The sequence below is a fragment of the Nocardia nova genome (assembly GCF_002933465.1).
Taxonomy (GTDB): domain Bacteria; phylum Actinomycetota; class Actinomycetes; order Mycobacteriales; family Mycobacteriaceae; genus Nocardia; species Nocardia nova_B.
Genome location: NZ_PSZE01000002.1, coordinates 26,070 through 47,602, shown reverse-complemented (window position 1 = coordinate 47,602; position 21,533 = coordinate 26,070). Strand labels below are relative to the sequence as shown.

The 21,533-nt window shown below is 64.4% G+C and carries 18 protein-coding genes; 6 read left to right on the top strand and 12 right to left on the bottom strand.

Annotation, left to right across the window (positions count from 1 at the left end):
• Nucleotides 1-124: 124 nt before the first annotated feature.
• From C5E41_RS02625 to C5E41_RS02600, 6 genes are all read right to left on the bottom strand, one after another.
• The gene (locus tag C5E41_RS02625; RefSeq protein ID WP_104374256.1) at nt 125-1,096 is read right to left on the bottom strand and encodes a VOC family protein; all 972 of its coding nucleotides are present in this window, start codon (nt 1,094-1,096) and stop codon (nt 125-127) included.
• The gene (locus tag C5E41_RS02620; RefSeq protein WP_104374255.1) at nt 1,093-1,719 is read right to left on the bottom strand and encodes a cysteine hydrolase; all 627 of its coding nucleotides are present in this window, start codon (nt 1,717-1,719) and stop codon (nt 1,093-1,095) included. Before C5E41_RS02620 ends, C5E41_RS02625 begins: the two co-directional genes overlap by 4 nt.
• A gap of 23 nt (nt 1,720-1,742) precedes the next feature.
• Complete coding sequence (locus C5E41_RS02615; protein ID WP_104374254.1) at nt 1,743-2,531, bottom strand: acyl-CoA thioesterase; 789 nt, start codon at nt 2,529-2,531, stop codon at nt 1,743-1,745.
• Nucleotides 2,532-2,848: 317 nt separating this feature from the next.
• Nucleotides 2,849-3,994 (bottom strand): acyl-CoA dehydrogenase family protein, encoded by a 1,146-nt coding sequence (locus C5E41_RS02610; protein ID WP_104374253.1) that lies wholly within the window; start codon nt 3,992-3,994, stop codon nt 2,849-2,851.
• 132 nt (nt 3,995-4,126) lie between these two features.
• A complete protein-coding gene (locus tag C5E41_RS02605; protein ID WP_104374252.1) occupies nt 4,127-5,038 on the bottom strand; it encodes an SDR family oxidoreductase in 912 nt (303 codons plus the stop codon).
• A gap of 590 nt (nt 5,039-5,628) precedes the next feature.
• Nucleotides 5,629-6,840 (bottom strand): amidohydrolase family protein, encoded by a 1,212-nt coding sequence (locus C5E41_RS02600; RefSeq protein WP_104374251.1) that lies wholly within the window; start codon nt 6,838-6,840, stop codon nt 5,629-5,631.
• Between the two features lie 326 nt (nt 6,841-7,166).
• Here C5E41_RS02600 and C5E41_RS02595 point away from each other — a divergent pair, with 326 nt between their 5' ends.
• Both C5E41_RS02595 and C5E41_RS02590 read left to right on the top strand, forming a co-directional pair.
• A complete protein-coding gene (locus C5E41_RS02595) occupies nt 7,167-7,847 on the top strand; it encodes an SDR family NAD(P)-dependent oxidoreductase (protein WP_181063063.1) in 681 nt (226 codons plus the stop codon).
• 294 nt (nt 7,848-8,141) lie between these two features.
• On the top strand, nt 8,142-9,404 hold the full coding sequence (locus C5E41_RS02590) for a CoA transferase (RefSeq protein ID WP_219823077.1): 1,263 nt from the start codon (nt 8,142-8,144) through the stop codon (nt 9,402-9,404).
• A 108-nt stretch (nt 9,405-9,512) separates the two neighbouring features.
• On the opposite strand, the gene C5E41_RS02585 is transcribed toward C5E41_RS02590, so the two are convergent.
• The gene (locus C5E41_RS02585) at nt 9,513-10,226 is read right to left on the bottom strand and encodes a FadR/GntR family transcriptional regulator (RefSeq protein WP_258080687.1); all 714 of its coding nucleotides are present in this window, start codon (nt 10,224-10,226) and stop codon (nt 9,513-9,515) included.
• Between the two features lie 614 nt (nt 10,227-10,840).
• Between C5E41_RS02585 and C5E41_RS02580 the strand changes: the two genes are divergently transcribed.
• The gene (locus C5E41_RS02580) at nt 10,841-12,397 is read left to right on the top strand and encodes an AMP-binding protein (RefSeq protein ID WP_104374499.1); all 1,557 of its coding nucleotides are present in this window, start codon (nt 10,841-10,843) and stop codon (nt 12,395-12,397) included.
• An 80-nt stretch (nt 12,398-12,477) separates the two neighbouring features.
• The gene (locus tag C5E41_RS02575; protein ID WP_104374248.1) at nt 12,478-13,626 is read left to right on the top strand and encodes an acyl-CoA thioesterase; all 1,149 of its coding nucleotides are present in this window, start codon (nt 12,478-12,480) and stop codon (nt 13,624-13,626) included.
• A 164-nt stretch (nt 13,627-13,790) separates the two neighbouring features.
• On the opposite strand, the gene C5E41_RS02570 is transcribed toward C5E41_RS02575, so the two are convergent.
• Genes C5E41_RS02570 through C5E41_RS02555 form a run of 4 tightly spaced genes read right to left on the bottom strand, consistent with a single transcriptional unit; the run spans nt 13,791 to nt 17,920 of the window.
• Entirely contained in the window at nt 13,791-14,798 is a 1,008-nt protein-coding gene (locus tag C5E41_RS02570) for an NADPH:quinone oxidoreductase family protein (protein ID WP_104374247.1), read from the bottom strand.
• Nucleotides 14,799-14,832: 34 nt separating this feature from the next.
• Nucleotides 14,833-15,603 (bottom strand): SDR family NAD(P)-dependent oxidoreductase, encoded by a 771-nt coding sequence (locus tag C5E41_RS02565; protein WP_104374246.1) that lies wholly within the window; start codon nt 15,601-15,603, stop codon nt 14,833-14,835.
• Nucleotides 15,600-16,634, bottom strand: a complete 1,035-nt coding sequence (locus C5E41_RS02560; protein ID WP_104374245.1) for a phosphotransferase family protein — start codon at nt 16,632-16,634, stop codon at nt 15,600-15,602. Before C5E41_RS02560 ends, C5E41_RS02565 begins: the two co-directional genes overlap by 4 nt.
• Nucleotides 16,631-17,920 carry an acyl-CoA dehydrogenase family protein gene (locus tag C5E41_RS02555; RefSeq protein ID WP_104374244.1) on the bottom strand — a complete coding sequence of 430 codons (1,290 nt, stop codon included), beginning with the start codon at nt 17,918-17,920 and terminating at the stop codon, nt 16,631-16,633. The genes C5E41_RS02560 and C5E41_RS02555 overlap by 4 nt, the downstream gene beginning before the upstream one ends.
• Before the next feature lie 108 nt (nt 17,921-18,028).
• Here C5E41_RS02555 and C5E41_RS34750 point away from each other — a divergent pair, with 108 nt between their 5' ends.
• Nucleotides 18,029-18,739 (top strand): TetR/AcrR family transcriptional regulator, encoded by a 711-nt coding sequence (locus C5E41_RS34750; RefSeq protein ID WP_104374243.1) that lies wholly within the window; start codon nt 18,029-18,031, stop codon nt 18,737-18,739.
• A gap of 378 nt (nt 18,740-19,117) precedes the next feature.
• On the opposite strand, the gene C5E41_RS02540 is transcribed toward C5E41_RS34750, so the two are convergent.
• The gene (locus C5E41_RS02540) at nt 19,118-20,086 is read right to left on the bottom strand and encodes a PDR/VanB family oxidoreductase (protein WP_104374242.1); all 969 of its coding nucleotides are present in this window, start codon (nt 20,084-20,086) and stop codon (nt 19,118-19,120) included.
• Nucleotides 20,087-20,303: 217 nt separating this feature from the next.
• On the opposite strand from C5E41_RS02540, the gene C5E41_RS02535 reads away from it, so the two are divergent.
• Complete coding sequence (locus tag C5E41_RS02535; protein ID WP_104374497.1) at nt 20,304-21,377, top strand: Rieske 2Fe-2S domain-containing protein; 1,074 nt, start codon at nt 20,304-20,306, stop codon at nt 21,375-21,377.
• The last annotated feature ends 156 nt before the right edge of the window (nt 21,378-21,533 follow it).

The window sequence follows — 21,533 nt, the reverse complement described above, 5'->3', positions numbered from 1 at the left end:
GGTCGCGCAGCCATCGCTCCCTCCCCCCGCACTTCACGACTTACTGTGCGGCCGTCACGTTGATGGCACGCAGCACAGTGTTGTTCCGCCAGGGGCTACATCGCTGGTATAGACCGATTCGGATTCATCGTGGCTCCTGGGGACGTCGCATGGTCTCTCGTGGCCGTTCCACCAGTTCAACCACTCCCCCATCGGGATCGGCAAGGAACAGCACTTCGAATCCACCGGTCGGAATATCCGGCATGGAGAACACCACCGGTTCCGGGACCGCCCCGTGCGCACCGCTGTCGACCAGCGAGTCGTACGCTTCGCGGACGTTGTCGACGGCGAGTGCTATTCGATACAGCCCCTGGGTGTTCGCCGCCCGCGGAGTTCCGGAGACGGCCGGTATTTCGATGAGTTCCAACGAGAAGGTCGGATCTTCGGGAAGGATCAAGGAAGCGGTCGCCCGGTCGTCCACCTCATCGCGTGACCGCACCTGCCAGCCGATTCCCTCGTACCAGGCGATGGTCGCCGACAGATCGGAACAGCGCATCCGTTCATGGGAAAGCAGCGCGGTCCACTGTGGATCTGTATCCGCGGGCACCATTTCCACGACTTCGAAGGCCACCCCGTCCGGATCGGCGAAACGCAGTGCCGCGCGCTTCCGGCCTCGCACCATGAGCCCGCCCTCGATCGAGACGAAAGCGACCCCGGTCGCTTTCAGGCGTTTCTCGAAAACGGCCAGCGAGGCAACTCGGAACCCCAGCGCAGCCAGGATCGGCGCCACCATCCCGGGTTCCGCAGGTTCGGTCTGCGGACGAGACCAGCCGACCAGTTCCAACGCGGGCGCCGAACGCGGACCGCGAGCGTCGAAAAGGAACGACGTGACGCTGTCGGTACTGTCACCCAGTCCCATGGTGGCCGAATCGCCGCCCTTGCTTACCGAACGCATCCGCGGGTCGAGGCCGAAAAGTGCCATGTGAAATGCCGAGGAACGTTCCACGGCAGCGGTATTGAGGTTGCAGTGCAACACGGCATGCGCGTGATGCGCAACGGCGTCGCGCTGAAGCGTCACGCCGCCCCCGGCGAGATCGGTGGCCGTACCGCTACTCATGCCGTCACCGCCGTTTCGGTCAGCGCGGTGACCACGTCGTCCACTGTCGTCAGCCTGCCCAACATCGCCATGGTGTTGCGCAGCACCTGCTCGCCGTACTCCGGGCTGCTCGCCCCCACGGCGTCTCGCACTACAAGCAGGCGGAATCCGTCCTGCCCCAGATCGAGCGCGGTCGCCGGCAGCGCGACATTGAGCGAAACACCGGTCAACAGAACCGTGCGGATTCCCAGTGTGCGCAGGTTCGGCGACAGATCCGTACCCCGGGTGGGCGATAGACCATGACGACGCGAAATCACCACGTCGCTTTCGTCGAACAACTCGGGAAGCACCTGCGCGGCCGGATGTCCGGGATACCACTCGCGCGACTGCGCGGTCGCCTTCCACAGCGGCGCCGACCCCGGATCGGCACCTGGCCGGAGCCCTTCGAACGTCACGTGGACCACCCGGACACCGGCCTTCCGGACCGCCGGCAGCAACCGAGCAAGGCTCCGAACGACCTTCTTCGACTCATCGGCGAGCGAGGGAAGTACCGGGTCCGGCCCGACCACCCCGGTCTGACATTCCACACAAACCAGGGCGGTCGAGGCCGGATCCAAACCGCTGGCGGCATTTCTTGACGACATAGTCAGATTCTACCCGAAGACGCCTATCGGAATAGCGCTTCCTGAGTCACGCTGGCCGTCAGCGTGCCATCGGCCCGCCACACTCCTCCGGAGTAGAACCCACGCCCTCGGGAGATCGCCACCGACGCGAAATCCACCACATGCCACTGGTCGAACCGAAAAGGGCGATGGAACCACACCGCATGATCTATGGATGGACCCGCCCGATCCTCACCCTCCGGCGCCTCTACCAGGCCGGTCGAAGCATCGGACAGGTACGTCAACGCGCACGCTTGCATCAAGGGGGTATCCGGTATGTCGAGGGCGCCGCGGACCCAGAAGAGGCTCGGATACGGCAGCGGACGACGCTGCGGAGGGACCCGGATATCCAGCGACGTCAGAAATTCGAAGTCAAACCTCGGCAACCCTTCCGGCCCCGGAACGTCCGGCGCCGGGACGAACTCGTGGTCCGGCGCGGAGGCGGTGGACGTGGCGAACGACGCCGACAGCGTGAAGATGACCGCGCCGTCTTGGACCGCCGTCACCCGTCGCGCGGAGTACGACCGACCGTCACGATCTTCGTCGACACGGAACATCACAGGTCGCGACGTCGCGCCGGAACGCAAGTAGTAACAGTGCAACGAATGCGGGACCCGTTCCGGTGCGACAGTACGCCCAGCCGCGTGCAACGCTTGCGCCGCGATCTGTCCACCGTAGATCCGCGGAGGCCCGTCGAATACAGCCGTAGACCGGAACAACCCACGGTCGACGGGCTCGAGATCGAGCAGATCGAGCAGGGTGGGTAGCACCATCTGTTGCGCCTCGAGCGTCATCAGACAGCCTCTACAGCGATGGGGATCCCGATGAGATGACCCTCACCGCAGCCGCAGCCGCAGACCGCCGTCGCACGGGGCAATTGACTCACAACGTCTCCTGTCGATCGGGGTACATCATTAGAACATTATTCGAAACTTGACACTATCGTCAAACCAATCTGACTCTCATACACGCTGCGGCGAGTGCACCTACCCGATGCAAGTGCGTCAAGCTGGACGCCTGGAGACACGAGCGCGGGAGCGTGCGGCCTAACGACCGGTCAGCGCTGACCGGTCCCAGGCCGCACGCTCCCGCTGCGGTCAGACGGACGCTACTAGAAGCCCATACCTCGTCCGATCAGGTCCTTCATGATCTCGGTCGTGCCTCCGTACAGCCGCTGCACTCGCGCGTCACGCCACAAACGCGCGACCTCGTATTCGTTCATATAGCCGTAACCGCCGTGCAACTGCAAACAACGATCGGTAATTTCCCACTGCAACTCAGTGATCCACCACTTGAGGCCGGCCGCTTCCTGCGCGGTCAGCTCATCGGCGTTGGCCGCAAGTATGCACTGGTCAAGATACACCTGAGCAACATCGAGCTTCGTCTGCATCTCGGCCAGGAAGTGGCGGTTGACCTGGAAGGTGCCGATGGTCTGTCCGAAGGCTTTTCGTTCCTTGACGTACGCGACAGTCAGGTCGAAAACGCGGCGCGCCATCCCCATCGCGTACGTGGCGATTCCGAGCCGTTCTGCCGGAAGGTTGTGCATCAGGTGGTAGAAACCCCGGTTCTCCTCACCGATCAGGTTCTCCACCGGCACTCGGACATCGTCGAAGAACAACTCCGCAGTATCGGCCGACCACTGCCCGATCTTGTCGAGTTTACGGCCGCGTCGAAAACCTGGGGTCGTCGTCTCCACCGCAATGAGACTGATACCCTTACGCCCTGCCGCAGGATCGGTCTTCGCCGCGACCATCACCAGGTCCGACAGTAAGCCGTTGCTGATGAAGGTTTTCGAGCCGTTGATGACGTAATGGTCGCCGTCGCGTTTCGCGGTCGTCTTGATGCCGGCCACATCAGAGCCCGCCGCCGGCTCCGACATCCCGATCGAGGTGACGATCTCGCCGCTGGTGAATCCGGGCAGCCATCTCTTCTTCTGCTCGTCGGTGGTCAGATCGCCCACCAGGTACGAGGCCATGATGTCGTTCTGCACACCGAGCCCGATGCCTACCGAGCCGGTACCGAACATTTCCTCGCTGACGATACTGTTGTAACGGTAGTCCTTGATGCCGAGACCGCCGTACTCCTCGGGAGCCTCCCACCCGAGGAGACCGGCCTGTCCAGCTTTGCGCCACGCTTCACGACTCACCTTGCCGGCGCGTTCCCATTCATCGGCATACGGGGCGCATTCACGCTCGAAGAAGGCCCGAGCCGTTGCCCGGAACTGATCATGGTCCTCGGTAAAAATGTTCCGTCGCATCGGCTCTCTTCCACCACTTTCCCGTTGTAGGTTCTTGTTTCAGCTATTCCCCGCGGATTCGGTCGGCTAGGCGAAGAGCGCGCGCAGCTCGCTCTTGCCCCAGCCGCATTCACGCCCGCTCGCCCTCGATTCTCAGCTGCCGGGCCGCACGCCGGCGGCCCGGGTGCGGAACAGGTCCGTCGCCGCGAGAGCTCCGAGCTTCGTCGCGTCCCAATGGGCACCGCCGTTGGAGACCTTCGCCGCTATGTCCCAGCCCGACATCACTGCGAGGTATTCGCCGGTCACACGGAAGACCTGCCCGCTGATGTGACCGGCCGCCGGGCTCGCCAACCAGGCCACAACCGGTGCCGCCAGCGCAGGATCGAGCGGATCGAACGTGTCGGCGGCTCGCTCGTCGGCCTCGACCACAGGGCCGTCGATCACCCCACTGGCCAGGCGTGTCGCCGCGACCGGGCTGATCGCATTGACCGTTGCCCCGATGCCCGCCAGTTCCAGGCTCAATGTCTGCGTCAGCGCGGCGATAGCAGCCTTGGCGGGGCTGTAGTTCGACTGTCCGAAGTTTCCCTGCAGGCCTGCGCCGGAAGTGGTGTTCACGATTCGCCCGTAGACCGACCCATCGCCCGCCTTGGCTGCCACTCGCCAGCGTTTTGCCACAGCGCGGCTGGCAAGCCAGCTTCCGCGCAAGTGCACCCGCAAGACGAGGTCGAAGTCCTCGACAGACATATTCCAGATCGCCCGGTCCCGGACGATGCCGGCGTTGTTGACCACGATGTCCAAGTGCCCGAACTCATCGAACGCGCGGGCCACCATCGCATCGACCTGCGCTTCGTCGCCGACATCGCCGTAATCAGCGATCGCCGTGCCACCCCGTTGCCGGATGATCTCGACCACACGATCGGCATCGCGCCCGCGACCCTCACCGGAAGCCGATGAACCCAGGTCGTTGACCACCACACTCGCACCGTGCGCGGCCAACTCCAGTGCGTGCGCCCGACCGATCCCGTGTCCCGCGCCGGTGACGAGCGCAACCCGTCCGTTCAGCAATGCTCTGCTCTCCTTGGTGTGGGCACGTCCGCGACAGAACGTACGTTTCGTATTCCGCCGAGGGCCACCGATACCGTCGGTCCGGCGGACACGGACTCTTCGAACAGTAACAAAATTATATAACTAGTTCAACTATAACCAGGTGGCCCAGCATCCGTTTTAACTAACCCATTGCACTCTTTCCAGAGACTCTCTCACAGCAATCGGCGGTACGCGGCCGCCGGACCGGGGAGCTCACCGTCCTGAAGTGTGGTCGAGGAGGTAGAAGAGTCAATGGGAGCACGAACTGACGGGCGAGGACGAGACCAAGACGCCAGCGCCCAGCATGCCCCGCCGGGATGTCCACCCGCCCGGGCACAAACATCAACGAACCGGTGCTCGAACCATGCGACATGGTTGAAGCACCGGCTCGTTCTGACGCATCGCCTTCTGTATGTCTCCCAGGGATGACGGTGTGCAAGCCCTGGATCAGGGGACTGTCAAGCTCGCCTCGACGGCGAGTTTTCCCGACCGCGGAGGGGCTTTCCCTGCTACTCGAACACGGGGCACTACCAGCCTCTACACACCAAGGGCCTCGGGCGCCGAATCCGTCAGGCGGCAGCGAGTTCGGAGGGATTGCGCACCGGAAGACCCAAGAACCGCCGGGCGTTGTCACCCATGAAGTCGTAGGTGCGCTTCTCGTCCATCCCTTCGGCATACCGGAAGAAACCCTTGGGTTCCTCGAGACCCTCGGGATGGGGGAAGTCGGAGCCGAACATCACCCGGTCCCAGCCCACAGTCTCCACCACGTCGGCGACAGAACCCTCCCAGAACGGACTGACCCAGATATTGCGCCGGAAAACATCAATCGGATGTTCCGGGAACGCCTGAGGCATCTTCTTGTAGAAATCCTCGTAATCGTGGAAAAGCGGCTGCAACCACGCCGCCCCGTTCTCGATACTGGCGACACGAAGTTTCGGAAAGCGCGTGAACGTGCCGTGGGTGATCAGACTGGTGATCATATCGGTAATCTCGCGGTGCCCCAGCGCGATCCAGCGGAAGGCGCTCATTTCGGTGAACACCTGCGAGTTCGGCGGCTCCCACATATTGATGTAGTCATCCAGCGGCGGCTGGCTCGCATGCAGAACGACGGGGAGGCCGGCGGCCTCGACCTCGCGCCAGAATGGGTCGAACTCCGGCATCGCCGGACTGCGCCAGCCCTTCCAGCTCCGCACCGGTGCCGGTTTGATCAGAATGGCCTTGGCACCGTTCTCCAGAACATACTCCAGTTCCCGCAAGCCTTCATCGAGCAGACCCAAGTTGATGACCGGAGTCATGAACAGGCGATTCTCGTGCGTGAAGCCCCACGTTTCGAGCATCCACTGGTTGAGCGCGTGGATCATGGCACTGCACAATTCCGGATCCTCGCTCGCCGAGTGTTCGACGAGGTTGGCCAGCGTGGGGTAGATCAGCGCCTCCTGAACACCCTGCGCGTTGAGCGACTCGATCCGAGGCTCCGGGCCACGGAAGGAGGGGATCGAGTCCATCACGCGCTCCCGAGCCATCTGCGACAGAGTCTTGCCCTCATGGTTTTCGGCCGCGAAGAAGGCTTCCCACGCGCCGGGAGCGGCCACCCTGTCAAAGGTCGGGTTCGGGATGTAATCACGAATCTTCCCCAGGATGGAGATGCGGGTCTGCCGGCCCACCTCCACGAAATGGACGGCCGACTTGTACTTCTCGGGGAGGTACTTGGTCAGGGCATCCGGGGTTTCGTACATGTGCTGGTCGGCATCGAAGATCGGTGCGTTGGTGAACTGAGTCACGGGTCTTCCTCTCGAGACGGCGAGCTGAGCCGGTGGTGTCCATCCCAAGGTAGAATTATTTGACGGACTCGTCAACTATGATGTGGTGTGGGCGATGCAGCCGATAGAAGTGCGTGCATATCCCGCCTGACATCACGTCGACGAGGTTGTCACTACCTAACTACAGGCCGGCCTATCGGCAGGTAGCGGGCAGCAGACTGCCGAGATGGCGAATTGGCCGAGAATAACCACCGACTCGGTTATCGCATCTCGCCAGCCTAACAGCATACTAATTACACTATTCCGCTGGACAGTGGTTTCACTGGATGCAAGAGGAGGCAATCGGAGTGAAGGTCCTTGTGATCGGGGCAAGCGGCGATGTGGGACGGGGCGCCGTGGCGGCCTGCCTCGCGCGGGGGTGGGAAACGATCGCCGTCGGCCGCACGGCAGCAAAACTCACCGAACTCGCCGCCGAACACGACGACGAGCGGCTATCCACTGCAATCGGTGACCTTGCCGACGAGACGACAACGACCGCGTTGGCCGATTCCGTGGGCCTCGAGTCCATCGACGCCGTCGTGGTGACCGTAAGTGGACCGTGGTCACCGACACCCGTCCGCGACTGCGACTGGGACACGGTGTCGGAGACGTTCGACCGACTGCTACGTCCACATGTGAATGCCGCCCGGATTCTCCTTCCGCGACTCCGCAGCGGTGCGACCTACCTGACCGTCGGTGGCGGGATGGCGGACGCAATCTTTCCGGGCATGGCACCGGTCGCGATGTCCCAGGCCGCTCAGCGCAACTTCGTCCGGGCATGGCATCGGGAAAGCCGCGGGGTAGCGGTGGCGGTCCGCCAACTCACCATCGCCGCCATGGTCAACGGTCACAGCACCCGAAAGGTGGCCGCACCGGACTGGCTGACCGATGCCGAAATCGGCGATCGGATCTGCGCGATACTGGCCGATCCCGCAGCATTTCCCGGGCCGGTACTCAATTTCTCCGTCGCCGACCGGAACCCTGCCTGATCGAGCGGGACGATGCGGGGAGATGGCCCCGCGCGTACTCTGGCACGGAAGCTTGCCATGCCGACGGATCGATGGATGGACGACACAGATTCTCCGTACGCTCCGGCTGCACCCCACGAACATGCAGTCGTGGCCGGATCAGCCCAGCTCATGCCCCTGTCCGGCGTGATCGGGCAGGTGTATGGCACAGGGCCGGGCGCGGAGTATGCGCGTCGACTGCTCCAGATGTTCGGGGCCGAAGACACAATCGATGACGCGCCTCGAGTCGTGGTGTCAATGCCTCATCGTCCTGCGGTGCAGGATTGGGCGGAATCGGGCGCGATGGCGCTCACCGGTCGAGCCGATGGGCCACCGCTTGCCTCCCCCGGGATGCCCGCCACCGCGATCCGCGCCGCATTAGCAGTGTTCGCCGAATTGCGGCACGGACATTCGCGGTCCACTCCGTCGCTGCCCGGGGTCGAGGTGCTCGGTGAACGCGCCGCCATCTTCGGCCGTGGTCGCAATGCTCCGTGGTCGGTTGGGGGCGCATTTCGAGTTTTCCCGGCGGCGAGCGGGTACCTCGGTATTTCGTTGCCGCGACCGGATGACCTCACCCTTTTACCCGCCCTGGTCGAGGGCGAGGTTGGTAGCGAGCCGTGGCAGACGATCTCCGCGTGGGCACAGACCTGCTCTGCCGAGACAGCCGCTGCTCGCGCCCAACTGCTGGGCATTGCCGCCGCAGCCATACCCGACAGTCCCGGTCGGCCGCACGACAGACAGTTCCGGCATCGCGGCGGACATGGAATTCTCCTGCGGCAAGGTGGTTTTCGACGTCATCGGCGCACTCAGCCGTTGGTCGTCGATCTGACCTCGCTGTGGGCGGGCCCGCTGTGCGCGCATCTGCTCGGCCTAACCGGAGCCCGCATCGTCAAGGTCGAAAGTACGCGCCGACCCGACGGGTCGCGTTCCGGTTCGCGCGACTTCTATGACCTCCTCCATGCCGGGCATGCTTCGGTCGCAGTGGATTTCACAACTGCCGAAGGCATCACCACCCTGCGACGTCTTATCGACGCCGCCGACCTGGTGCTAGAGGCCTCCCGACCGCACGCGTTACGCAGACTCGGCATCGATGCCGATGCCGCCGTCGACAACGGCACAAGTTGGCTCGGCATCACCGCCTACGGACGCACCGGCCCATGGTCCGATCGGGTGGGCTTCGGCGACGATGTGGCCGCCGCGGCCGGCGCGGTCGTCATCGACGGCGGCGAGGTACTGCCGTGCGGGGACGCCCTCGCCGATCCGGTCGCCGGCGTTCACGCCGCCGTTGCTGCTGCCGCTCTTTTGGCCTCGGACACAGCGTTTCTGGCCGACGTGTCGATGCGCGACATCCTCGCCGCCACCCTGCGCGTCCCTGTCGAGCCCCATGACGTGATCCCAGGACCCGCCGGGCTCTGGCGAGTGCGCACCGCAGACGCCGAGTTCCCCGTCGCACCACCGCGCGCGCGCCGGTCGGAGACGGCCGCCGCGGAACTCGGCGCAGACACCGACGACGTGTTGGCACGATGGTCGCGCGCGTGAGCGTTCTGATTCAGGGCAATGCCCAGCTGGACATCCATTGAGAATGATCCCCTGGGTGCACGTCGTGCGGTAGCCGAGCAGTGCCAAAGGGAATCCGGATCGAGCCCGTTACGGCATGATGTCGAGCACCGACTCCGCTTCGAGGTCCGCGATCAAGAAATCCTTGACCTGCGCCAAGTGTTTACGCCAGAAGGCCACGGCCTTGTCAGCGTCTTTGTCTCTTATCAGCTGCACGAGCTTGACATGCGCCCGATGCGCGGCAACCGAACTGGCCCTGGCCGACTCATCCGCACGATGTTCCCGGACGAACTTGTCCACGTGACTTTCAATCACGGTCGCAACTATGTCCAAAAGCACAGTCAAGGTTTGATTGCCCGCCAGTTGCATCAGCAGGCGGTGGAACTCGAGATCGTATTGCGTGCCGAAAGCCATCGGGTCGGCGAGCAGCTCCGCACCTTCGGCGAGCATCTGATCCAGAACCCGCAGATCGGCAGCCGTGCGTTTACGCGCGAGCACCGCGACCGCAGTCGCCTCGAGATTCGCCCTCGCCTCATGGACATCGGCAAGAGTGGTCCGCCGATACTGCAACAATGTGCCGACATAGCGAGCAGCTACCGACGCATCCGGCAGGGTAACACGAGCGCCACCCCGAGCACCGCGCCGCACCTGAATAACCTGTTCTGATTCCAGAATTCGGAACGCTTCCCGCAACGTCGGCCGTGATACACCGTACTGCGCCATCAACTCGGTCTCCGACGGCAGCGCCTGCCCCTCCTCCAGCTGACCGGTCACGATCTGTCGGCGCAGCTGGGCAGCAATCATCTCCCCAGCCTTAGGCACGCGGACGACAGACGTCGACCGTGGCATCGCAGACATACATTCCCCTTAATCGTTGTGATCAGCTGATACATATTATTATCACCCCACCCCAACAGCAAACCGAACCCACGCCCGCAAATTCGGCAATGCCCAACCCGGCCCGCCGCCACTGGATACAGGCCGAGATCGCGATCAGTCATTTCAACCCCCCGCCTCGGACGTGGCGGTCGGCGTCGTCCACCCCCAGGCAGCCGTCCCCAGCCCCTCGAGGTCACTACACCTCATCGAGACCCTCGAAGCCGCATGCACGACCGGAGCACCTACTCGGATCCTCGGGTCCTCGGCAGGAGCCTGCCTAGGTCGGCCAGGACGCCCTCCAGCTCGGCGAGAGCGGGAAGCATCCGAGCCGGGCCTATGTCAATCCGAGGAGGTCGACGCTGGCACGGTCCCAGCTTCCCCGGAAGATGCGTTTGACGACCCAGTCATTTGCTGCGTAGCGAAGGCCGATTTCGCGCTACTTGCCAGCGATCGTCGCATTTGGCACTATCGTCATATTGAGGCCAGATCAGCTGGTGCCAGATCAGCTGGTATTTCCCCGCAATCCCTGGGAGCAACGCATGTCCCTCCCCCCTTGTCTCGCCGACACCGTCCGCGACAACGCTGTGCGCTTCGGCTCGGTTCTCGCCTACCGCGCAGAGGGGCAGACGCTTACCCACGCCCAATTACACACTCGTGCAACGGCACTCGCTGCGGCGCTGGCACGGATGGGCCTACGCCGCCAGGACCGGATCGCGGTATTCGGCCAGAACAGTATCGCATTCGGCGAGGTGCTCGCCGCCGGCCAGCTGAGCGGCCTGGTAGTCGCCACGGTGAACTTCCGCTTGGCGCCGCCGGAGATCGGTCGCATCCTGGCTGACGCGGCGCCGCGAGTCCTGTTCGTGGATAGCGAATATCTGTCAGTAGTGGATGCCATCCGCCCCGCGGTGGATATCGAGCACGTTGTCTGCTTCGAGGGGTCGGACCGCTCGGAGGTCATCGACTATCAGGAGTTGATGGACTCCGCAGCAGGAGCGGATCTGCCGTTCACCGCGCGCCCCGACGACATCGCCTGTCTGGTTTACACCAGCGGCACCACGGGGAACCCCAAAGGATGCATAATCGGCCAGCGTGAACTCCACGCAAGTGCCCACATCCTCAACGGTGAGTTGCGCACCGGAAGCACCGATCGGGTATTGCTGACAATGCCTATGTTCCATATCGGCGCAATGGCGATCGGCTTGGCGCTGCACGCGCGTGGCGGCACGGCCGTGCTACATCGCAAGTTCGAACCGCGAGCGGTCCTCGACGCGATCGCCGCCGACAACGTCACCACCCTGCACCTGGCCCCAACCATGCTGCAAGGCGTACTCGACGCCGCCATCGGCGATGCCGACGCACTCCTCCCTGTCAAGACCGTGGTGTATTCGGCGGCCCCTATCACCACGACAACCCTGGCCGCGGCCATGCGGGCAATGCCGCAGGCAGGTTTCCTGAACCTCTACGGCCAGACCGAGGTGATCACCGCCGGACTGCCTCGCGAATTACACTTCGGCGCAGAAAATTCCGTCCAGCGGCGGTTGCGATCTGTCGGGCACCCCTTCCCACAAACCCGGGTACGCATCATCGACGAGGCGGGCAACGACTGCCCGACCGGTCAGCCGGGCGAGGTGATCGTCGCCTCACCGACCGCATTTCGCGGTTACTGGAACAATTCACAGGCGACGGCACAAACTCTGCGCGACGGATGGTGCCACACCGGCGACGTCGGCTTCCTGGACGAGGAGGGACTGCTGCACCTGGTCGACCGAAAGAAGGACATCATCATCAGCGGCGGCGAGAACATCTACTCGCTGGAGGTCGAAGACACACTGAGCAGCCACCCGACCGTGGCACGATGCGCAGTAATCGGGGTCCCGGACCAGCAGTGGGGCGAGGCGGTGTGGGCGATCGTCGAACCTGCCGACAACGCCGTGGTCGACAGCGCACAACTGCGCACTTTCGTCGGGGACCAGCTCGCCCGCTACAAAGCGCCCAAAACAATTGTCGTCGTCGACGCATTACCTATTCTTCCCACGGGAAAGATCGACAAGAAGACATTGCGCGCCCACTACACGGCAGCGGACGGCGCGGTCTAGCGCACTGTTCGACCGCAGGCAGAGGGGGCCGCCAGGGCGACCAAGATTTTGACCTCGGTCGCACGGCCATCGCCGAGAAGATGTTCGAGGCCACCGTCGACCACCTCACCGAGGGAAATCGTGCTACCGACCATATGCCGCGGATCGATCTTCCCCGCCGCCACCGCGTCGATGACAGCCTGGAAGTCGGCACGCGTATACGCGAAGCTGGCCGTGATGTGTTTTCGGTAGTGAGCAGATCCACCGGTCGCCCCCTCGCCAACGACTCGCTGTACAGTTATATTATTGGACTCATTAATCACGTGCGTGAGCGAGCTGCGCTTGCCGCAAAAGGAGGGGCTCAGTCGATGAGCATGGCCGCCGAACAACCGGTCGACCGTATTTCCTTGGCCGACACCCTGAAAATCCACCGGGTCAGCGGTTCGGAATTCCTTGCCCCTATCCGTCCCACCGCCACACCGCGCATCTTCGGTGGCGTCACGGCCGGACAAGCAGTGCTCGCCGCCCTGGCGACGGTGACCAGTGACCGACGCATCCACGCCCTGCAGGCCACATTTCTGCGCCCCGGCACCGGCGACGCTCCGGTCACGTATCACACCGACCACCTGCACGACGGCGGGTCGCTCACCACCCGCCTGGTCACGGCCACTCAGTACGACCGGACCATCTTCACCGCCACCGCGTCGTTTCACCGTTCCGAAAACGGTCTGGCACATCAAATTCCGACCCTATCCGCACCGGAGCCCGAAAAGGTCGCGCCCGCAGCAAGCGCACTGAGCGACGACGCCGTCAATCTGTCATGGCTGTCGGCGATCGAGCAGAATTTTATGCTGGAATTTCGCTTCCCCGACACGCCGATCCGGGTCTCGACCACCCGCGGCGTCACCGTCGCACCGCGACAACAGTTCTGGGTACGCCCACGCGGCCCGCTGCCCGACGACCAATCGGCCCACGCCGCGGTGCTGGCATACCTGTCGGACGTCCTGCTGCTCTCGACATCCCTCGGGCCGCACGGCAAAACACTGCAAGATCCAGGCATGCGGTTCGCCACGGTCAACCACACAATCTGGTTCCATTCCCCTGCCCCAGCCGATGATTGGCTCCTGTACGAGCAGGAGGGGATCTGGGCCGGGTCCGCGCGCGCCGTATGTCGAGGCTCGATCTTCCGCAGGAGCGGCGAGCTGGCCGCGACAGTCATGCAAGAAGGGCTCATCCAGGTCTCGGCATAAGACGTACCCGGTGCCTACCCCGATGCTGCGCTGTCTACACTCGCGGGCTTGTCCACGCCGTTCGCGATGGGAAGCGGCAGGCCGCAGCGCCACGTAATCGACGTGCGGCCGGTCGGTCCGATGATCGAGGACGTCACCCGGGTGCCGCCTCGACGGAAGCACCGTCATGGGGTGGCCGGCACCGATGGTCCGCTCCGATCTCCGACAAGGAGCACCAACTTTCCGATCGCGCGACGCTCACGGACGGCGAGCAATGCCTCCGCGACATTCTCGAGGTCGTACCGAGCGCCGATATGGGGCCGCAGCCGCCCGGCCCGGAAATGCTCGATCAGTTCCTCCTCGTCGCGCCGGGCGTCATCGGGACGCTTCTCGCCGAAGGTCCGAATCTCCATGCCGCAGACTACGACCCCCTTGAGCAGAACGAGATTCAAAGGGATGGAAGGTATTTCCGAGCTCGCGAAACCGAGGCAGACGAAACGGGCGCCCCACGCGGTGGCCCGCAGCGCCTGCTCGCTGTGCGCGCCGCCGACGGGATCGATCACTACATCGGCACCGGTTCCGGTGAGTTCTTTGATCCGGTCCTTCAGCTTCTCGCTGCGGTAGTCGATGGTCTCCGCCGCTCCGCGCGCCCGGCACACCTCGGCCTTCTCCAGGCTCGATACCGCGGCGATCACCCGCGCGCCGAGCAGCGCGGCGATCTCCACCGCCGCCAGGCCGACCCCGCCCGCCGCGCCGAGCACCACGACCTGGTCACCGGGTCGTACCTGCGCGACGCTGCGCAGCGCGTGGTACGCAGTGAGATAGGTGACCCGGAACGCGGCAGCCTCGGCCGGGTCGACGCGTTCGGGCACCGACCACAGAGCGGCTGCGGGCACCGCGATCCGCTCGGCGAACGCGCCGTTCGCCGCCACACCCGCCACCCGGTCCCCCGGATCGAAACCGGTGACGCCGGCCCCGACCGTGCGGACGGTTCCAGCGAACTCAGACCCCAGTGTCAACGGCAATGGCCATCGCACCTGATAGTCACCGCTCATGATCAGCAAATCGGGATAGTTCACTGCCGCCGCGGCGATGTCGACGACGACCTCGCCCGGCCCCGCCACTGGGTCCGGCACATCCTCCACGCGCAGGTTGTCGATCGGGCCGTAGGCCTCGATGCGTGCAGCCTTCATTGCGATTCTCCGAATTCTCTTGTCTGCGTGGGCATCATAGGGTGCGGAAGGCTCCTCCGTCGGCGAGGATCTGCGCACCGTTGATGTAGCCGGATGCTTCCGACGCGAGGAACACGCACAACCCCACGAGGTCCTCGGGCCGCCCCAACCGGCCCATCGGGTTCATCTGCTCGGCCTGCCTTCTCATCTCGGGCGTCCACGCCTTGCTGATATCGGTATCGAAGGCGCCCGGCAGTATCAGATTGGCTCGAACCTTCGGAGTCCACGCCCCCGCCAGACCGAGCGTGAGCGCATTGAGCCCGGCCTTGGCCATCGCATAAGGGAGGTCGATGACGTCGGGCCGCAGCGATCCCGCCGTCGAGATATTGATGATCGACCCGCCGTCGCCGGCGTTCATCCGCGAACCGATCAACGTCGCCAGCCGAAACGGCCCTTTGGCATTGACCGCATGGGTTTTGTCGTAGAGCGCTTCGGAGACAGAGGAGAGACCGGAGTACAAAGGCGACATTCCGGCGTTGTTCACCAGGACGTGGCAGGCGCCGAAGCACTCGTAGACACTCTCGACCAGACGGTCGCAGTCGTCCCAGTGGCTGACGTTGACCGCGTGCGGCAGCACCCGGCGACCGGTCGCCCGCCCGATCTCGTCGGCCGCGGTACGGCAAGCGTCCAATTTGCGGCTCGCGACGACGACATCGGCACCGGCGATCGCGAGCCCTTCGGCGACCGCCCGGCCGATACCACGGCTGCCGCCGGTGACCACGGCGACCTTGCCGGACAGATCGAGGGATTCGGCCGGTGTCTTCATCGAGTGACCCGATAGTCGCTGGAAGCCGCGAGCTCGGCCGCGCCCGCCATCAAATCCAGTATCAGCGGACCGAAGGACTGCAACTTCGGATCGTCACCCGCGCGCTGATACCCCTGTTCGAGGACGATCGCCAGTTTCCACTTCGCCAGAATCTGGTAGTAATCCATATCGTCGACCTGACGACCCGAACGTTGCGCGTAGTACTCGATGAGGGCGGTCCGACCGGGCATCCCGGTCAGATCGACATAGTTCTTCGATCCGTCCGCCACGGTGTCCTCCGGCCAGGAATGCATGAGCCAGGCGAGATCGAGTTTGGGGTCGCCGATCGTTCCCATCTCCCAGTCGATGATCGCGGCAAGACGCGCGGGCGCGCCGTGCTGGTACATCACGTTCGCGAACTGGTAGTCGCCATGCATGATGCCGGGTACGAAGTCGATGGGGCGGTGCTCGTCGAGCCATCGGGTGGCCTCGTCGTAGCCGGGCACATCCCGGCTGCGGACGCGTTCGTAGAACCTCGTCCAACGGCTGACCTGACGCTCGTGATAGCCCTCCGGTCTGCCCAGATCACCGAGGCCACGGGCCAGCCAGTCGACCTGGCCCAGCAGCACGACGCCTTCGACAAGTTGTTCGGCGAGGGCCGGACGCGTGGAGAGGTCACTTGCGAACGGTTCGGGCCAGGCGATGTCCTCCACCGGTGACCAGCCATCGACGAAGCCCATCAGATAGAACGGCCTGCCGAGCACCGATGAGTCCGCACACATCGCGATCGCCGGGGTGTGCGGGACATCGGTCCCGGCCAGCGCCTGGATAATCCGCCATTCGCGCAGGATGCCTTCGTCGCGCGAGGACGGCGCGGAGATAGGCGGTTTGCGTAGCGCGGCATGAAAGTCACCGCGTCGGATCTCGAAGATCTCGTTCTGACTGCCACCGGAGAGGAAGGCGGTCTCGACCGGCGCTCCGCGACCAGGCAGCCCGATGGCGTCCATCCACGCGGCGAGGGTGACGGTGTCGAGGGGTGTGGTCGCTGTCATTCCGCTTCTCCGCTCCCCAGCAGCTCCGCTTCCGCCCGCTCGCGCAGTGCCGGAATGTATTCGCTCGGCCACATCCCCGTGGCCGGCGTGTAGTCGCGCAGCAACTGCTTGGCGACGGTGCTCTGATGGACTTCGGTCGGTCCGTCCGCGAGCGCGAGTAGCATTCCCGCGGTGTAGAAGCGCGTCAGCGGCAGGTCGTAAGTGGTGCCGAGGGCACCGTGTACCTGTATCGCCCGCCGGGCGACGGCTTCCAGCACGCGCGGGGTCTGCATCTTGATGGCCGCGATGTCCTTGCGCACCCGGTTGTAGTCGTTGTACTGGTCGATTTGCCAGGCGGTGTACATCACGAACAGGCGAAACTGCTGGATTTCGACGTAGGAGTCGGCCAGCATCGCCTGCACGGACTGCTTCGCGGCCAGCAACTCGCCCTTCGTGCGCCGCGACAGCGCACGTTCGGCCATCATGTCGAGGCAGCGCTGCGCCGCCCCGACCGACCGCATCGCGTGGTGCACGCGTCCGCCGCCGAGCCGGGTCTGCGCCACACCGAAGGCGTCACCCTCCGCTCCGAGCAGCGCCGAAGCGGGAACGCGCACATCGACGTAGCGCACGTACGCCTCGGATCCGTCCTCCGGCGGCTCCCCGAGATGGGCAAGATTGTGCTCGATCTCGATACCTGGTGTTTCCGCCGGCACCAGGAACATCGACATGCGCTTGTGCACAGGCGCTTTCGGATCGGTAACAGCCATGACGATGAAGAAACTCGCCCAGCGGGCGTTCGAGGAGAAGAATTTGGCGCCGTTGATCACCCACCCGTCTCCGTCGCGCACCGCCCGGGTCGTGAAGACGTCCGGATCGGCGCCGCCTTGCGGCTCCGTCATCGAGAAGCACGAGACGATGTCACCTTCGAGCAGCGGATCGAGGTAGCGCGCCTTCTGTTCCGGTGTGCCGTAATGGGCGATGATCTCGGCATTGCCGGTATCGGGCGCCTGGGTGCCGAAGATGCGGGGACCCCAGATGGACGTACCGAGAATCTCGTTGAGCATAGCCAGCTCGAGCTGGCCCGAACCCGTGCCGCCGAGTTCAGGGGGCAGATGGCAGGCCCACAGTCCCCGGTCCCGCACAGTTTCCTTCAGGGGATCGATAACCCGGCGCTGCTCGTCGGTCAGCGGCTTGTAGATGTCGTGAGGCCACAAGACATCCAGCTTGTAGATCTTGTCGGTCACGAATGCCTTGACCCAGTCCAGTTTCTCTCTGAACCCGGGATCGACACTGAAGTCCCAGCTCACTTACAGCCTCCTTGTCGGGTGAATGCCGCCGTCAGAATATCCATTCTGGACTTTCAGAATCAACATTCTGACACGTTAGAATGATGCAGAGGGCTGGGAAGGAGTTCGATGTCGACATCCATCGCCACGACCGAAGATCGAGATCCGGTCATCGGGGCCGCGGTCGACCGCGCGTTGTCGAAGCGGCGCGCCGATGTCCAGCGTGAAGTGGAGGCCATCCTGGACGCCGCCCTCCGGGTGGCCGAGCGCGTCGCGCCGAATCCACCTCGGGTGGCCGACATCGTCGCCGAGGCAGGCACGTCCAACCAGGCGTTCTACAAGTTCTTCAGCAGCAAGGACGAACTCATGCGCGCAGTCCTCGCGCGCGGCACGGGTCGAGTGCACACGTACCTGTCACATCGAATCGGCAAAACGGATAAGCCCGCCGAGCAGGTGGAGGAATGGATCCGAGGCGTCCTCGCCCAAGTCGGCGACCAGACCGCGGCGCGGCAGAGCAGGGCGATTACGATTCATCTCGGCGACAGGGCGATCGCAGAAGCCGGAGCTCCTGGCTTGGACAAGGCGCGCGAACTGCTGCGCAAGGCGGTGCGAGCCATGGGCAGCGAGCACGTCGAGTTGGATACCAACGCGGTGTTCGAACTGACCTTCGCGGTATTGGCACGACACAGCGCCGCCGGTAGCTCACCCTCGGCGGAGGAATCCGCCCACCTCGTCGAGTTCTGTCTGGCCGCAGTGGCGCACGGTCGCACTGATACCGCGGCCTCTATGCTCTCGTCAGCCGGCCCGGCCTGCGGAGCCGCGAAGATGAAGGCGCCATGACGGTCCATCAGAGCGAAATAGCGCCTGACCCAGGTCTCCATCTCAGAGGCGCTGCACGGCCGCGGCAGGTTTTCGATTTCGCCGACTACCTCGAGAAGATCCCGGTACGCCGCCTCGCCGAGCGCCTCGAAGACTTCCCGCTTCCCTCGGAAATAGGTATAGAAACCGGCGGGCGATATGCCGCACGCGTCGGTGATGTTGTTGATCCGGGTGCCACCGTAGCCGAGTTCGAGGAACAGCCGCTCGGACGCGACCAGGATCGCGCTGCGCGTCCGGAGCGCACGCGGGCCGAATCGTTCGGCTGCCTCGACACTCCCCTCGATTTATGACATATCTGTCAACTATGCTCCCCTCGGAGCGAAATGCGCGACTGACGGACTACAAGTCGAGGACGAGCCGTGGCGTGTTCGCACGCGAGACGCAGACCATCATGGTGTCGTTGGCGGCTTGCTCCTCCGGCGTGAGCAGCGAGTCGCGGTGGTCCGGAACACCGCCGAGCACGCGCGTCTCACAGGTCCCACAGGTGCCCTCCTCACAGGAGGTGGGAACTTCGAACCTGGCAGCTTCCAGCGCGGCGACAATCGTCTGATCGGCGGCAACACGTACTGTCGTCCCGGACTGCGCCAGGTCCACCTCGAAGCTACGTTCCGGCTCGTCGACCACGATCGCCTTCGGCGCGAAACGCTCGACATGCACGGCGATTCCGCGCTCGGCACAGCACTGCTCCGCCGCGAGCAGCAGCGCCTCGGGACCACAGCAGTAGACCGCGGGCTCATCGGCGAGGTCCAGACCGTCCAAAGCCCCGGCCAGATCGAGCAGCCCGGTCTCGTCTTGCGGTCGCAGTGCGACCCGGTCGGCATATTCAACGACCAGGTCCGCGCCGAATGCCATGGACGCCCGAGTGCGGCCGCCGTACAACAGACACCAGCGCGCCCCTCTCGCGGCGGCCGCCCGCACCATCGGAATGATCGGCGTCACGCCGATTCCGCCCGCGATGAACAGGTACGACTTCGCATCGACGAGTCGAAAGTGATTGCGCGGTCCTGCGATTCGAATCGACTCACCGACCTCGAGTGCGGTATGCACATATTCCGAGCCGCCACGCCCGTTCGGCTCACGCAGCACCGCTACGCGGAAGCAGGACCGGTCGTCGGGATCGCCGCAGAGCGAGTACTGCCGCACGAGGTCCGGGCCGAGCACCAGATCGATGTGCGCACCCGGCTCCCACGCCGGAAGCTGACGATCACTGGGATCACGCAGGGTCAATTCGACGACGTCGTCGGCGACGACCGCCTTACCCGCGACGATCAGGTCGAGTTTCGGCTCGACACGCGAAGTTGCAGACATTGTCATCCTTCCCAGCGGTCCAGGCGCGATAAACCCGCAAATTTCAGTCACTACCTCGGCGGACCAGCGATTTGATGCTACCGTCAAACGAGCGTCATATTGATCGGCTAGGCACCGCTACACTCTAGAGGAAGTCCGGCACGTTGACGATTTCGTCGCCTAGGACACCGAAAGCGGCGACAGCGAACGATAAATGGTGGCGAGCAAGGAGATACGAATGCGACTACACGGACTGTCCCTCGAGATCACCGGCTGGTTCCAGGTGGCCTGGTCCGCCGACTTCGCCGTGGGCCAGGTGGTGCCCCTGCGCTACTTCGGCCGCGATCTCGTCGGGTACCGAGGCAACGACGGCGTCGTGCGGGTCCAGGACAGGTACTGCCGTCACCTGGGCGCGAGCCTCGCGCACGGCGGAAAGGTAGTCGACGAGGGCATCCAGTGCCCTTTCCACGGCTGGGTATGGGCCCCCGACGGCCGGAACATGTCGATCCCCTACCAGGATCGACCGAGTCGAGCCCGCCGGCTGGGCTGCTGGCCGACGATCGAACGCAACGAGTCCATCTACATCTGGTTCGACGCCGAGGGCCGCGAGCCCTTCTTCGACGTACACGATGCGTTCACCGCCATGCGTCCGACCGCAGGTCGGGAATTCCACCCGCTCCGTCCCGAAGCCCGGCAGCACTTCCGCGACCTGCGCGTGCACCCCCAGATGGTCACCGAGAACACGGTCGACCCGCAGCACTTCCGCTTCGTCCACGGCACGCCCGTCAGCCCGGTGGTGCTGGAGGAAACGGTGGAAGGCCCCCACTGGTGGGCCCGTATCGGTTTCGGCAAAGGTTGGACCGAACACGCCGAGGACGCCGACGGCGTACTCCGGACCGACACCGAGAACACCATCGAATTGCACTGGGACGGACTCGGCGCCAGCGTGACGGCCGAACACCTCGCCGGACAGGGCGTCCGCGTCATCATGATCAACTGCACGCCGGTCGAGGACGGACGGAGCGAGATCTTCGCCAGTTACTGGGTCGACCGGCAGGCCGGCGACCTCGAGGACGGAACGTACGACCGTCGCCTGCGATCGGCGAAGCTGGCGCTGCCCGACGATATCGAGATCTGGAACCACCAGATCTATCTCGATCCTCCCACCCTGGCGGGCCCGGAAGGCCCCGGCTTCCGCAAGATGCGCAAGTGGGCCAAGCAGTTCTACCCCGCGAACGACGCGGTCAACGGCCCCAACGGCGCCGGCGACACGCGAGCGCCCAATGCCGAGAAGGCCGAGGCCGGGGCGTGACCGATGCGGCCGCCGGGCTCCACACGGATTCTGGAAGCTGATCGCCGCGCAACTGCGCGAGAGCGCGGAACAGGTCGCGGCAGGGCCGTTCGAACGCCGGCGTCGGTGCGGGCACCAAGGTGTGATCGGCGTGTCGGACGCGAACCGGGCGGCGCC

Coding starts and splice junctions, on each gene's coding strand:
- C5E41_RS02625 (WP_104374256.1), bottom strand. CDS start 1,096: ATGAGTAGCGGTACGGCCACCGATCTCGCCGGGGGCGGCGTGACGCTT.
- C5E41_RS02620 (WP_104374255.1), bottom strand. CDS start 1,719: ATGTCGTCAAGAAATGCCGCCAGCGGTTTGGATCCGGCCTCGACCGCC.
- C5E41_RS02615 (WP_104374254.1), bottom strand. CDS start 2,531: ATGACGCTCGAGGCGCAACAGATGGTGCTACCCACCCTGCTCGATCTG.
- C5E41_RS02610 (WP_104374253.1), bottom strand. CDS start 3,994: ATGCGACGGAACATTTTTACCGAGGACCATGATCAGTTCCGGGCAACG.
- C5E41_RS02585 (WP_258080687.1), bottom strand. CDS start 10,226: ATGATTGCTGCCCAGCTGCGCCGACAGATCGTGACCGGTCAGCTGGAG.
- C5E41_RS02580 (WP_104374499.1), top strand. CDS start 10,841: ATGTCCCTCCCCCCTTGTCTCGCCGACACCGTCCGCGACAACGCTGTG.
- C5E41_RS02575 (WP_104374248.1), top strand. CDS start 12,478: ATGTTCGAGGCCACCGTCGACCACCTCACCGAGGGAAATCGTGCTACC.
- C5E41_RS02570 (WP_104374247.1), bottom strand. CDS start 14,798: ATGAAGGCTGCACGCATCGAGGCCTACGGCCCGATCGACAACCTGCGC.
- C5E41_RS02565 (WP_104374246.1), bottom strand. CDS start 15,603: ATGAAGACACCGGCCGAATCCCTCGATCTGTCCGGCAAGGTCGCCGTG.
- C5E41_RS02560 (WP_104374245.1), bottom strand. CDS start 16,634: ATGACAGCGACCACACCCCTCGACACCGTCACCCTCGCCGCGTGGATG.
- C5E41_RS34750 (WP_104374243.1), top strand. CDS start 18,029: ATGTCGACATCCATCGCCACGACCGAAGATCGAGATCCGGTCATCGGG.
- C5E41_RS02540 (WP_104374242.1), bottom strand. CDS start 20,086: ATGTCTGCAACTTCGCGTGTCGAGCCGAAACTCGACCTGATCGTCGCG.
- C5E41_RS02535 (WP_104374497.1), top strand. CDS start 20,304: ATGCGACTACACGGACTGTCCCTCGAGATCACCGGCTGGTTCCAGGTG.